At 68.5% G+C, this 12100-nt stretch carries 11 protein-coding genes; 2 read left to right on the top strand and 9 right to left on the bottom strand.

Annotated elements, in window-relative coordinates:
• Positions 1-86: 86 nt before the first annotated feature.
• From ACTHNC_RS16040 to ACTHNC_RS16015, 6 genes are all read right to left on the bottom strand, one after another.
• On the bottom strand, positions 87-833 hold the full coding sequence (locus ACTHNC_RS16040) for a phosphotransferase family protein (protein WP_440295624.1): 747 nt from the start codon (positions 831-833) through the stop codon (positions 87-89).
• Positions 834-971: 138 nt separating this feature from the next.
• Complete coding sequence (gene purH, locus ACTHNC_RS16035; protein WP_440295623.1) at positions 972-2561, bottom strand: bifunctional phosphoribosylaminoimidazolecarboxamide formyltransferase/IMP cyclohydrolase; 1590 nt, start codon at positions 2559-2561, stop codon at positions 972-974.
• Positions 2558-3154 (bottom strand): phosphoribosylglycinamide formyltransferase, encoded by a 597-nt coding sequence (purN, locus tag ACTHNC_RS16030; RefSeq protein WP_440295622.1) that lies wholly within the window; start codon positions 3152-3154, stop codon positions 2558-2560. The genes purH and purN overlap by 4 nt, the downstream gene beginning before the upstream one ends.
• A gap of 74 nt (positions 3155-3228) precedes the next feature.
• On the bottom strand, positions 3229-4917 hold the full coding sequence (locus tag ACTHNC_RS16025; protein WP_440295621.1) for a cell division protein PerM: 1689 nt from the start codon (positions 4915-4917) through the stop codon (positions 3229-3231).
• Between the two features lie 103 nt (positions 4918-5020).
• Entirely contained in the window at positions 5021-6580 is a 1560-nt protein-coding gene (locus ACTHNC_RS16020; protein ID WP_440295620.1) for a DUF222 domain-containing protein, read from the bottom strand.
• A 130-nt stretch (positions 6581-6710) separates the two neighbouring features.
• Positions 6711-8405 carry a hypothetical protein gene (locus ACTHNC_RS16015; RefSeq protein ID WP_440295619.1) on the bottom strand — a complete coding sequence of 565 codons (1695 nt, stop codon included), beginning with the start codon at positions 8403-8405 and terminating at the stop codon, positions 6711-6713.
• Between the two features lie 116 nt (positions 8406-8521).
• On the opposite strand from ACTHNC_RS16015, the gene ACTHNC_RS16010 reads away from it, so the two are divergent.
• Positions 8522-9016, top strand: a complete 495-nt coding sequence (locus ACTHNC_RS16010) for an HIT family protein (protein WP_440295618.1) — start codon at positions 8522-8524, stop codon at positions 9014-9016.
• Here ACTHNC_RS16010 and ACTHNC_RS16005 read toward each other — a convergent pair.
• Both ACTHNC_RS16005 and ACTHNC_RS16000 read right to left on the bottom strand, forming a co-directional pair.
• Positions 9003-9455: a hydrolase gene (locus ACTHNC_RS16005; RefSeq protein WP_440295617.1), complete on the bottom strand. Its 453-nt coding sequence runs from the start codon at positions 9453-9455 to the stop codon at positions 9003-9005. The two genes, ACTHNC_RS16010 and ACTHNC_RS16005, sit on opposite strands and share 14 nt — an antisense overlap.
• Before the next feature lie 101 nt (positions 9456-9556).
• The gene (locus tag ACTHNC_RS16000; protein WP_440295616.1) at positions 9557-10456 is read right to left on the bottom strand and encodes an alpha/beta hydrolase; all 900 of its coding nucleotides are present in this window, start codon (positions 10454-10456) and stop codon (positions 9557-9559) included.
• Positions 10457-10564: 108 nt separating this feature from the next.
• On the opposite strand from ACTHNC_RS16000, the gene ACTHNC_RS15995 reads away from it, so the two are divergent.
• The gene (locus ACTHNC_RS15995; protein WP_440295615.1) at positions 10565-11005 is read left to right on the top strand and encodes a MarR family winged helix-turn-helix transcriptional regulator; all 441 of its coding nucleotides are present in this window, start codon (positions 10565-10567) and stop codon (positions 11003-11005) included.
• 64 nt (positions 11006-11069) lie between these two features.
• Here ACTHNC_RS15995 and sucD read toward each other — a convergent pair whose 3' ends face one another.
• Positions 11070-11978 carry a succinate--CoA ligase subunit alpha gene (gene sucD, locus ACTHNC_RS15990; RefSeq protein ID WP_440295614.1) on the bottom strand — a complete coding sequence of 303 codons (909 nt, stop codon included), beginning with the start codon at positions 11976-11978 and terminating at the stop codon, positions 11070-11072.
• Positions 11979-12100 lie beyond the last annotated feature (122 nt).

Here is a 12100-nt window from a genome sequence, read left to right as displayed (position 1 = left end):
GCGGCGGGCCAGAGCCAGACCACGCTCGATCAGAGCCTCCCATCCAGCCGGACAACCGCACAACAGCGACCCACGAGAGCTATCCGCTAGGGCTCCCGCATCCGTGCCCTGAGCACGTCGAATTCGCAGCCACGCGCATCCGGATCGAAGCCATGCTCGATCAGCCATCGGGATGCCACCAGGCTGCGCAGTGACCACCAGCCGCGGATGACGTCGCGGTCGGCATCGTCGCCGTACCCGTCGAGCAGGTCATCCAGTCGTTCCTCGTGTCCGAGCGTCAAGATGGCGAGGTCGAACATGGCGTCGCCGGGGCCGGCTTCGGACCAGTCGATGATGCCGGTCACCTCGTCTCCGTCGACGAACACGTGGGTGATCTGCAGATCGCCGTGGATGAACGCAGGTTTCCACGGTCGTAGTGCGATCTCGGCGACCTCGCGGTTGCGACGGATGACGTCCCTCGGCAACACGTCGTTAGCCAGCAGCCACTCGCACTCGCTGTCGAGCTCAGTCGCGAGGTCGTCGAGTCTGCGCCCGCCAAATGAAGGCAGGGGTGCATCGTGCAGGGTTCGTACAGCGGTACCCGCGGCAGCCCAAGCTGCGGATGACGCCGGTGACGGTTCGCCGAGAACGCCGAGCGCTTTGCCGGGAACTGCAGCGATCGCGAGCACCGGTGGCCGGTGCCAGAGGATGTGCGGAGTCGGCACCGGCGCGATCGCCATCGCCCGCACCTCGACATCGGCATGCGATGTGTCGCCGTCGATCTTGAGAAAGACGTCGCCGACGCGCAGGGTCGCGCGTTGGCTGTGCGCGACGACCACCTCGACCTGGCCCATATCGGCCATTCTCACGGATGTCGTCAGTGGTCGCGCTACGCGCTCGACTGACTCAATCGTCAGTAGTCGCGCTACGCCCTCGACTGACTCAATCGGCTCGGCAGAGCACGCGAGCGTGCTCTGCTCTCGCCTCAATCGTCAGTGGAAGAAGTGGCGCTCTCCGGTGAAGTACATCGTGATGCCTGCGGCCTTCGCGGTGTCGATCGTGAGCTGATCGCGGATCGACCCGCCGGGCTGCACGATCGCCTTCACGCCGGCCTGGATGAGAATCTCGGGGCCGTCAGGGAACGGGAAGTAGGCATCCGACGCCGCCACCGAGCCGGCGGCACGATCGCCCGCACGCTTGACGGCGAGATCGCACGAGTCGACCCGGTTCACCTGCCCCATTCCGACGCCGACGGATGCCTCGCCCGACGCGAGCAATATCGCGTTCGACTTCACGGCGCGGCACGCCGTCCACGCGAACTCGAGGTCCTTCATGGTGGCCTCGTCGGCCGCCTCGCCGGCGACGAGCGTCCACTCCGAGACGGGCGCGAAGTGCCGGTCGGCATCCTGCATCAGCATCCCGCCGGAGAGCTGCTTGATCTCCGTCGTCGGCAGCGCGAAGCCCTCGCGCAGCTTCAGGATGCGCAGGTCCTTCTTCGTCTGCAGCAGTTCGAGCGCCTCAGGCTCGTAGTCCGGCGCGATGATCACCTCGGTGAAGATCGGCTTCACCGACTGGGCCATGGCGAGCGTCACCGTGCGGTTCGCGGCGATGACCCCGCCGAACGCCGACGTCGGGTCGCACTCGTGGGCCTTCCGGTGGGCATCCGCGATGTCATCGGAGACCGCGATGCCGCACGGGTTCGCGTGCTTGATGATCGCGACCGCCGGGCGCTCGAAGTCGTGCGCGGCGCGCAGCGCGGCATCCGCGTCGACGTAGTTGTTGTACGACATCTCCTTGCCGCCGAGTTGCTCGGCCTGGGCGATGCCGTTGCCGACGAGCGAGGTGAACAGCGCAGCGGCCTGGTGGCTGTTCTCGCCGTACCGCAGGGATGCCTTGCGCTGCCAGGTCGCACCGACCCACGCCGGCAGGTGAGAGTCGGCGTCGTCCGGCGCGAGCACGTTGCCCAGCCAGGAGGCGACGGCCACGTCGTAGCCCGCTGTGTGCCGGAACGCATCGCGCGCCAGCTCGCTGCGGAACGCCAGGTTCGTGCCGCCCGAGGCGATGGCATCGGCCACCTCGGCGTACCGCTCGGGCGAAACGACGACCGCGACGTTCGCGAAGTTCTTCGCCGACGCGCGCACCATCGCAGGCCCGCCGATGTCGATCTGCTCGACGATCTCGCCCGCATCCGCTCCGCTGGCGACCGTCTCCGCGAACGGATACAGGTTCACGACGACGAGCTCGAACGGACGGATGCCCAGCTCGGTCAGCTGCGTCTCGTGGTCCTGGAGGCGGAGGTCGGCGAGCAGCCCGGCGTGCACGGCAGGGTGCAGTGTCTTCACGCGGCCGCCGAGCGACTCCGGAAATCCGGTGAGCTCCGAGACATCCGTCACCGCAATGCCCGCATCACGGATCGTGCGGGCCGTGTTGCCGGTCGAGACGAGCTCGACGCCGGCGTCGTTCAGGGCGGTGGCCAGCTCGGCGATGCCCGTCTTGTCCGTCACGGAAAGCAGGGCGCGACGCACCGGGATGACGTCGCGTTCGCGATAGAGACTCGGGTCGGCGGCGTGTGCGGCGCTCATGCTGTGGCCAGTTCCTTCAGGTCGATGTGTCCGTTGGCGATGTCGAGAACGGCCTGGATGAGCAGACGCCGCTCCACGATTTTGATGCGTTCATGCAGGCCCGCCTCGGTGTCGCCGGGCAGCACGGGCACGCGCTCTCGCGCGATGATCGGACCGGTGTCGACCCCGTTGTCCACCACGATCACGCTCGCACCGGTCTGGCTCACACCCGCCTTCAGGGCATCGCGCACCCCGTGGGCTCCGGGGAATTCGGGCAGGAACGCGGGATGCGTGTTGATCATCTGCGGGCTGAGCGCGTCAACGACCCGCGGCGGGAACAGTCGCATGAATCCGGAGAGGATGACCAGGTCGGGAGACCACTGCGTGATCTGCTCGAGCATCGCATCCCCCCACTCGGCACGGTCGTCGAACGACGAGAACGCGACGGTGAAGGTGGGGATGCCGTACTCCTCCGCCACCTGAAGGCCACCCGCGTCGTCGCGGTCACTGCCCACGGCGACGACTCTGGCGGGGAACTCGGCGTCGTGGGATGCCTCGAGCAGCGAACGCAGGTTGGAACCCTGGCCGGAGACCAGCACGACGAGCGACAGCACCCACTCAGCCTACCGGCGCCTCAGGGCTCTACCGACGCTGGGCGACCTCCACGCCGGACCCGGCCCGCGACGCCCTAACCCTCGTCGGGATCGGCGGTCTCGTGGCGGGAGAAGTCCGGCGAGGCGAACTCGGATTCGCGGTAGACGCGCGGAAGACGGCCGCGCGGTGTCGGCACGCGTGGTGCCGACGGGCGCGCGAGTCCTGAACTGGCCCGCGCCGGGGCCCGCGCGGTCTGCTCTGCCTTGCCCTGACGCTTCACGGGCGGCGGAGCATCCTCCTCCAGCACCTTGCTGATCCAGTCGTCATCGTCCGACGCATCCGTCTCGTCGCCGAACGACGCGAACACAGTCGACACGTCGATCGGACCCGTGACCGCCGTGCTCGCGTCCCAGGCCGGAGCAGTTCGTGAAGGCCTCGGCTTTGCGACCGGGGATGGATCGGCGCTGATTCGCCGCTCCCGCACGCTCAGCCGTGCCGTGCTCGCCACGTGCTCGCGGCGTACGGCGACGCCGATCGCCGCGCCGACCAACACCTCGGCGGCGACGGCGCCCGCGACGAAGAGCGGATTCGGCCCTGCCTGCTGCAGCCGTCCCGGCCCGATCGCGCCCGACGCCCACCACGCAAGCAGCCCGAGCACGGCGCCCGAAACGACCGCCGTTCCGAGCACGACGAGCGACAGCCGTCCGGCGCTCCAGCCTGAGTCGTATGGGCCGCTGCCGCGCGGCGCGGGCATCCGGTCGAGGCGTTGCCGGGTGAGGAAGCCGGCCGCCACCCCGCACAGCACGGGCAGGATGATGGCGATGAGTCCGAACCCGGGGTCGCCCTGCGGCAGCGCTCCGAACAGCGGAACGCTCGGCAGCGGCCCGAGTGCGGTCTGCGCGACGTCGACGGATGACCCGGTGCCGACCGCGAAGCCGGGTCCGGCGATCCACGACGCCGTCCAGATAACGGCGTTCGGCAGCAGCGCGAGCTGGGCCAGCGTGAGGGCGATGGCGCCGAGCACTCCGGGCTGTAACGTCTCGTAGAGCCCGACGATCCGCCCGTAGTTCACGGCCATGAGCACGGCGAGAAGCACGGCGGATACCGCGACGACGAGAGCGGATGCCGCGACGCCGCCCCGCAGGGCAGCGGCGAGCACGGCCCGGGTGGTGGGGTTCCACCGGTCGACCGGCCACGGCAATCGCCCCGCGCTCTCCGCACGCACTGATGCCGCGCTGTCGCCGCGCGAGACATCCGTCGTCCCGGTGCCCGGCCCCTCGCTCATGCGGCCGGCGATCATGCCGATCCCGATGCCGATCGCGAAGACTCCCGCCGGTAGCAGTGAGCCCTGCAGCAGCGACGGCACCGCGGGCAGGGTGTGCGCACTGAGTGTGACGAGCGCGGAGAGTACGGCGAAGGTCCCGATGCCGGCGATCGCCGCCGTCCACGGATGCGGTGTCGCCCACGCGCGCCGCCCGGTTCGTGTGCCGAGAAAGACGGTGAGAAGGGCGAACCCGAGGGCGGCGATGCTCACGGTGAAGACGTTCGTGCCGGTCAGCCCGAAGGCGGCGGAAGCGACGGGATTCAGTGTGACGGTGACGTCGACTCCGTGGCCGAGCAGCCAGATGTCGGCGCCGGCGTGCCAGAACGGCAGCCAGTCGTTCGAGAGGTCGAACTGCAGTCCCCACGCCACTGTCAGCGGAACGAGCGGGATCGCCACGCCCACGCCGAGGGCGATCACCGCGTCGAGCGCGGCCAGCAGGATGACGGTGATGCGGTTCATGCGCTGACGACCCTACCGGCGCCCGGCGGCCGGGCCGGGCGGGCGCGCCAGGGCACAGGCATCCTTCACGAAGGCTGCGGTGGACTATTGCTCGGCGCCGCGTTCAGCTGGCGTTGTGGAGTGTGTCGAGGAGCGGGTTTTTGCGGTGGAGGAGGATGTCGTCGCGGTCGTCGGTGGATCCGGGCGGTCGTAGCCAGTACCGGTCGTGTCCGGTTTTGTCGGGTCGTCGGTGGATTCTCCAGCCGTCGTTGTGGAGTCTGAGGTGGCAGGGGCGGCAGAGCAGGATGCCGTCGTCGATGTCGGTGTTGCCGTGGTGGGCGTCCCAGTGGTCGGTGTGGTGTGCTTCGCACCAGTCGGGTGGTCGGTCGCAGCCTGGCCACATGCATCCCCCGTCGCGGGCGTTGAGGATCTCGCGTTGCCTGCTGGTGAACAGGCGTTGTGCCCGCCCGTAGTTGAGGGTGTGCCCGTTCTCGTCTTGCACGATCTGCTGGTGCCCGTTGCACAGGTGCCGTTCGACGGTTTCAATCGAAACCGGATCGGTTTGTCCCAGCAGCACCCCGAACGCGGCACCTGTGCCGCTGCCGGTCCGGCCATTGGTGCCGTCGCTGGCGCTGGCGCGCTGGTCGATGCTACTGCCACCGCCTGTGCCGCTGCTAACGGTGGCGGTGTGGAGGGTAGCGATCAGCCGCACGGTGGGGCGGATGGTGCCGAAGAGTTTCCCGGTGTCCTTCTTCACGGCGAGGGTGACGATGTCGACGAGGGTGTCGGCCATGATCTGTTCGGTGCTGCGCGGGTCATCCAGGAGTTTCTGCGCCCGGTCTTGGTCGGTCTTCTTCGTGAACCGGGGTCCGCCGCGGCGGGGGCTGGTGACGGTGTCGAAGGCGGAGCACACGATCTGCGCGGATTCCGGGTCCAGGAGTCCGGTGAGGCGGGTCATCCCGTCCGGTTGAGGGAACAGTCTGAGGTAGCGGGCGTCGCGGCGTTGCCTCTCCCGGTCGGAGATGCCGTCGGGGTCGAGCAGGTCGCGTTCGTTGCGGGCACGCGCCCACACATCATCTGCGTGCGCCCTGCCCGCGTACTCGATCAGCCGGCTGACCGCGGCCCGCATCGCTTCTACCGGGGCACCGTCGCCGGGCTCCCCGAGCCCGCGGCGGATCCCGTCGGCAGCATCCACCGACACCACACCGGCGGCGACGGCACGGTCCAGTTCGGCATGCCACGGCCCGGCAACGGCCGATGCCGTGTGAGGACTTGTGTTGTCGCTGTCTGCGTCTTCCGGTCGGACGACCGGTGGGTCGTCGAGTAGCCCGGGCTGGTCTGCGCGGGTGTCGCCGGCGAGGGTTTCCGCGACCTGGGTTCCGACGCGCACCAGTTTGCGGGCATCCGCCCCGGTGGTTCCGGTGACCTGTTGGATCAGTTTCTCCGGGGACCGGAACCCGGCCCGGTGCGCCAACCCGTCGTGTCCGAGTTCCCGGCGAGACCGGTGCGCGATCTCTGCGGCGATCAGGGCGCTGATCGTCTGCAACCGCTTCGTGGCCTCAGCGACACCGGCTTGCAGCTGCAGCAGCTGTGCGTCGGTCTGGGTGCACGGTTCGATGACACTGTCCCCAGCGGGATGCAGCGCGGTGATCTTCTCGATCACTTCATCGAACCTGAATGCCATGCTGCATGATACCAACGCGACTCGACATTCGAAAGTGTGTGTGAACAACTCATCAAACCAACAACTGGGGACGGAAAGACATCACCAGCGTGTGGGGAGACGGGGATAAGAAAGTGGCGCGCTCCACGCGTCACGCGGAGAGGGACGCTGTCTCGTCGCGCCCGACGCCGCTCGCCTCGTCCACCTCCACCGGTGGGCGGCTCACCAGCTCGAGCACGGCGATGATGATGACCGCGATGACGGCCGTCCACACGATGACGGGCGGCGTGAGCGGACGCAGGAACAGCACGACAGCGGCACCCGCGAGCCCCACGATCACCCGCAGCAGAACGCGCTGCCCGTAGATCCACTCCCCCGGGCGCCCCGTCGTGATGCCGTGGCGTCCCGCACCGCGGCGGGCGGCGGCGAACCCCGACGAGACGTAGCCGCGCAGCGCCCTCGCCCAACGGAACGGCCCGCCAACGAGCGCGATCACCAGCACCGTGATCGCGAGCACCGCGACGGCCACCACGATGGACTGCACGAAGCCGAGGATGCCGCTGTAGAGCGTGCCGGCGGCATCCGCCGGTATCGCGTCGGAGACGGACAGCTGGAACACGGTCTTACCCACTGAGATGCCGATGCTGACGAGCACCATGGAGAGCCCGAGCGCTACGGATGCCCACACCAGCGCGATCGTGCGACGTCGCGCAACGAGCACGCCCGCGACCAGCAGCACGAGCACCGCCCAGGGCAGCCAGATGCCGACGGCGACGACGAGGTTGTAGAGCCCCATGTACAGCGTCACGGAGCTCGACTTCGCGATCACGATCGTCTTGTCGATGGTCGGAATGCTCTTCGCGAAGCCGAATCCCTGCTCCACGAGCCGGGACTTCACGGCGTCGATGATGGGCCCGAGCTGGAGCCCGATCTGGCCGTTCGGACCGATCGAGACGGCGGCGTTCTTGTCGCCGTTCAGTGTGGCCAGCAACTGCTGGTGCGTGGTGGTGAGCGCCTGTCTCCAGATATCGGCGAAGGCATCCGATTGCACGAACTTCGTCACGGTCGAAGTGATCAGGCTCTTGATTCCGGCGACGAGCGGTGCCTGCAGCGAGTTCAGCGCGGATGACGCGCGAGGACCGAGGCCGAGCTTCTCGAGGCCGGTGAAGACGTCGGAGGTGATGCCCTGGATGTCCACGTTCGACTCGATCGCCGCAACGGTCTGCGTCACGACGAGGTCCTGCACAGCGGGCTGTTTCACGAGCGGCGCGAACGTGCTCACGAAGTAGTCGGTGTCGGTCAGCTCACGCTGAGCCCAGGTGGAGACGACGGCGACCGGTGCGAGGATCGCCGCGATCACGACCAGCACGGTCGCCAGCAGCGTCCACCCCCAGCCCCGCTTCTTACGCCCGGTGGATGCCGCCGTCGTCGCGCTCGCAGCGCCTCCCTGCGCGGCGGCGGCCTGCGCCTCGGCTCGCGCGGCTTCCGCCTCAGCTCGTGCGGCCTCCGCTCGCTCGGCGTCTGCACGAGCCGCCTCCGCCCTCGCGGCTTCCCCTTCCGCGCGTTCGACGGCTTCCTCGGCCAGCACCCGCGCCGATTCCGCTTCGGCGCGGGCACCCTGAATCTCGGCCACGGCGCGCGCCCGCTCCGCGTCGGCGTCCTCCCGCGCTCGCAACGCCTCCTCGCGGGCTCGTTCCACGGCCGCCTTCGACCGCTCGACCTCATCCCTGGCGCGTTCAGCATCGGCCAGCGCGCGCTGGAGCTCCTCCTGCAGTTCCTGATTCGTCTTGCGCGCCATGGCTTTCCCCTCAGCTCCGGCGGGCGGTGCGGCGTCGTCTGCCGTCATCGGACTGCGCCTCGGCGGCGACGGCTGCGAGCCAACTCTACGAGCGCCGATGGCCGGCATCCGGTGCCCCGCCGAACGGATCATCCGGAAGGGATGAGCGCGGTAACGTCGAACGGATGGACTGGCGCGACGATCGGATCGGCTCGGCTTCCCGCGGCGAGAACCCCACGGTGCTGGCCGAGCTGCGAAGCGGGTACGCCGTGATCGGCGACGTGCAGTTCCTCCCCGGATACTGCGTTCTGCTCGGCAAGAACCCGACGGCGACGGCGCTCGCCGACCTGCCGAGAACCGAGCGAGTCCAGTTCCTGGCCGACGCCGACCTGCTCGCCACGGCCGTCGAGCGCGCCTGCCGCGACGCGGATCCCGCGTTCCGCAGGGTCAACATCGAGATCCTCGGCAACGCGGATGCCTTCGTGCACGCCCACATCTGGCCGCGCTACGAGTGGGAGCCGCCTGAGCTTCGTTGGCGCCCGGTGTGGCTCTACGATCTGGCGAACTGGCACGATCCCGCGTCGCAGCTGGGGGCAGCACAGGATGCCCTGCGAGCCGCGATAACGGACGAGCTGCGGTCGCTCGCGCAGCGCGACGCGATTCAGATCACCGCATCCTGACCACGGGTACGCGCACCACACCGACAACCGCCGCATAGCGGCTCCGAGCAGCGAAGTCCTCCCACATCCAGAGCGCTGGACGACCCTCCTCCGCGCACAGGTGCAGGAGCGACGGGCCGAACGCCACGGCGACGTGCGCTCCCCATGCGGCACCGTTCGTGCTGAACAGCACCAGGTCTAGGTCACGCGCCTCGTCGGGTTCGACGTGGGCGAACGACCGGTCATCCCACAGCTCGCTGGACCGGTGCGGCGGCACCATGCGCCCGAACAGCGCCAGAACCGCATAGGCGTAGACCTGGCAGTTGGCGCCGTCCTCTGGCCGAGCGGAACGAACGGCGTCGGGGAAGACAGCCGTCGCATACGGCGCATCCCTCGCCCAGGACGGCCAGCCCGACCGAGGCACTGCGACGCGACTCAGTTCAGCCTTCGTGATCGGCATGTTCCGATTCCAGCACGGCCGAGTGTTCCCTGCGTCAGTGGCGCCGAGCCCGATGCCGGATTTGCCGTCCGAGATGGCCGCTACCGTCCCACCTCGAACTCTCAGACCAGAACTGCGGAGCTCAGCTGCGCGCGGATGAACGCCCCGGCCCGGTCGAGCGCCTCTTCCGCCTCGTCGAGCTCTCCCGCCCGGTTCTGGAACACGTGCGGCAGCGCGGCTCCGACCTCGAGTCGTACCTCGACGTCGGCGAGCGCCGCGGCCCGTGCGAGACCGATCGAGTCATCCAAGAGCAGCTCGTGACCTCCGACCTGGATCAGGAGCGGCGGCAGCCCGGCGAGGTCGGCGAAGAGCGGGCTCGCCAGCGGTGAAGCGGGGTCGGCCGATCCGACGTACTTCGGGCCGTACCAGTCCAGCGCCTCCGGCGTGAACAGTGGGTCGACACCGTCGAGCCCGTGGATGCTCTGCCCCGAGTGGGTCTGGTCGGTGAGCGGCGAGAACACGACGGCCGCGATCGGCATCGGCAGTCCTGCATCGCGGACCGCGACAAGGGTCGAGATGGCGAGTCCACCGCCCGCCGAGTCGCCTGCGACCACGAGCCTGGCCGCGTCGGCCCCACGCTCGATCAGCTCCCGGTAAGCCGCGACCGCGTCTTCCACCGCAGCTGGGAACGGATGCTCGGGTGCCAGCCGGTAGTCCAGGCTGTACGCCTCGAGTCCAGCCCGCTCCGCCACGAGGCGTGCCAGCTTGGCACCGGTGCGATGCGAGCCCACGACGTAGCCCCCACCGTGCAGGTAAAGCAGGGTGCCGGAGTCGGCGCCATCCGGAGTCAGCCGGAGAGCGGGCCGGCCGCCGAGCGTCACTTCCTCGACGGCGGTATCCGCCGGCACAGGCTCGACCGCGAACGCCTCGAAGCCTCGGCGGTGCTCCTCGACGGTCTGGTCCAGGTCGAAGGGGAATGCGCGGAGTCGTGCGATGATCGCCTCACGCTGGGACGTGCTCATGGGGTTCTCCCTGTCTGTGTCATGATCGTTCCGGGACTGCATTCCTCGGAATCAATGTCCACAACCAGGCTACAACAAAATGTATTCCCTGGAATATTGAGGAGGGCCATGGGCGCCGGTATCGACTTCTTCGACGACCTCGTACGCACCGAGATCACCGTCTACAACCAGGTCGACGACCGCATCAAGGCTGCCAACGGGGTGACCGTTGGCACCGTCAACGTGCTGAGCATGATCGAGCGCACCGAGAACGCACGAGTCGACGATCTCGTGCGCGCGCTCGAGCTGCGGGTCGGAACGGCGAGCAAGATCGTCGACCGCTACGTCGAAGCGGGCTGGCTGACGCGGGTGCCGAATCCCAGCGACCGACGATCGTCGTGGCTCGTGCTGACGGATGCCGGCAGGCAACTGCTCGCGACCGCGTTGCCGACGTTCGAGGCATCCGTCGCCGACATCGTGTCCGGCGTGCTCACGAAGGCGGAGACCGCCCAGCTGCACGAGCTGCTGGCGAAGCTGCGGGCGGGTCTGCGCGGCGGGCAAACGTCGTAGTCAGCCGCAAAACGACGGATGCCGCGAGCCCATAGGCCCGCGGCATCCGTCGTTTCGTTCGTGCTTACGCGTTGACGCTCGCAACCACCTCACGCAGAAGCTGCGCGGTCTCGCTCGGCGTCTTGCCCACGCGAACACCGGCGGCCTCGAGTGCCTCCTTCTTCGCCTGGGCGGTACCGGCCGAGCCGGACACGATCGCGCCGGCGTGGCCCATCGTCTTGCCCTCGGGAGCGGTGAAGCCGGCGACGTAGCCGACGACCGGCTTGGTCACGTTCGCCTTGATGAAATCGGCAGCGCGCTCCTCGGCGTCGCCACCGATCTCGCCGATCATCACGATCGCCTTCGTCTCGGGGTCTGCCTCGAACGCGGCGAGCGCGTCGATGTGCGTCGTGCCGATGATCGGGTCGCCTCCGATGCCGATGGCGGTGGAGAAGCCCAGGTCACGCAGCTCGTACATCATCTGGTAGGTCAGCGTGCCCGACTTCGAGACCAAGCCGATGTTGCCCTTGCCCGTGATCGTTGCCGGGGTGATGCCGACGAGCGACTCACCCGGCGTGATGATGCCTGGGCAGTTCGGGCCGATGATGCGGGTCTTGTTGCCCTTCTCCTTGGCGTACGCCCACGCCTCTGCGGTGTCCTGCACCGGGATGCCCTCGGTGATCACCACGAGAAGCGGGATCTCGGCGTCGATGGCCTCGACCATCGCATCCTTCGCGAAAGCCGGCGGAACGAAGATGATCGAGACATCCGCTCCGGTCTTCTCGATGGCCTCGACCACAGTGCCGAACACGGGGAGTTCCACCGCGGAGCCGTTGGCGGCGGTGTGCGAGACGGTCGTGCCGGCCTTGCGCGCGTTCACGCCGCCGACGACCTGCGTGCCCGCCTTGAGCATGAGCGCGGTGTGCTTGGTGCCCTCGCCGCCCGTGATGCCCTGGACGATGACCTTGGAGTCCTTGTTGAGGAAGATCGACATGAGTTTTGTTCCTTCTACGCGGCGGCCAGCTCGGCGGCCTTGTCGGCGCCCTGGTCCATGGTCTCGGCCAGCGTGACGAGCGGGTGGTTGTAGTCGGTCAGGATGCGACGCCCCTCGACCAC

The organism is Humibacter sp. (assembly GCF_051954055.1).
Classification (GTDB): Bacteria; Actinomycetota; Actinomycetes; order Actinomycetales; family Microbacteriaceae; genus Humibacter.
The sequence above is the reverse complement of the archived record's forward strand: the minus strand, read 5'-3'. Positions and strand labels throughout refer to the sequence as shown.

Excerpts from the sequence above, each read along its gene's own strand:
- ACTHNC_RS16040 (WP_440295624.1), bottom strand. The coding sequence starts at position 833 with ATGGGCCAGGTCGAGGTGGTCGTCGCGCACAGCCAACGCGCGACCCTG.
- purH (WP_440295623.1), bottom strand. The coding sequence starts at position 2,561 with ATGAGCGCCGCACACGCCGCCGACCCGAGTCTCTATCGCGAACGCGAC.
- ACTHNC_RS16025 (WP_440295621.1), bottom strand. The coding sequence starts at position 4,917 with ATGAACCGCATCACCGTCATCCTGCTGGCCGCGCTCGACGCGGTGATC.
- ACTHNC_RS16020 (WP_440295620.1), bottom strand. The coding sequence starts at position 6,580 with ATGGCATTCAGGTTCGATGAAGTGATCGAGAAGATCACCGCGCTGCAT.
- ACTHNC_RS16015 (WP_440295619.1), bottom strand. The coding sequence starts at position 8,405 with ATGACGGCAGACGACGCCGCACCGCCCGCCGGAGCTGAGGGGAAAGCC.
- ACTHNC_RS16010 (WP_440295618.1), top strand. The coding sequence starts at position 8,522 with ATGGACTGGCGCGACGATCGGATCGGCTCGGCTTCCCGCGGCGAGAAC.
- ACTHNC_RS16005 (WP_440295617.1), bottom strand. The coding sequence starts at position 9,455 with ATGCCGATCACGAAGGCTGAACTGAGTCGCGTCGCAGTGCCTCGGTCG.
- ACTHNC_RS16000 (WP_440295616.1), bottom strand. The coding sequence starts at position 10,456 with ATGAGCACGTCCCAGCGTGAGGCGATCATCGCACGACTCCGCGCATTC.
- ACTHNC_RS15995 (WP_440295615.1), top strand. The coding sequence starts at position 10,565 with ATGGGCGCCGGTATCGACTTCTTCGACGACCTCGTACGCACCGAGATC.
- sucD (WP_440295614.1), bottom strand. The coding sequence starts at position 11,978 with ATGTCGATCTTCCTCAACAAGGACTCCAAGGTCATCGTCCAGGGCATC.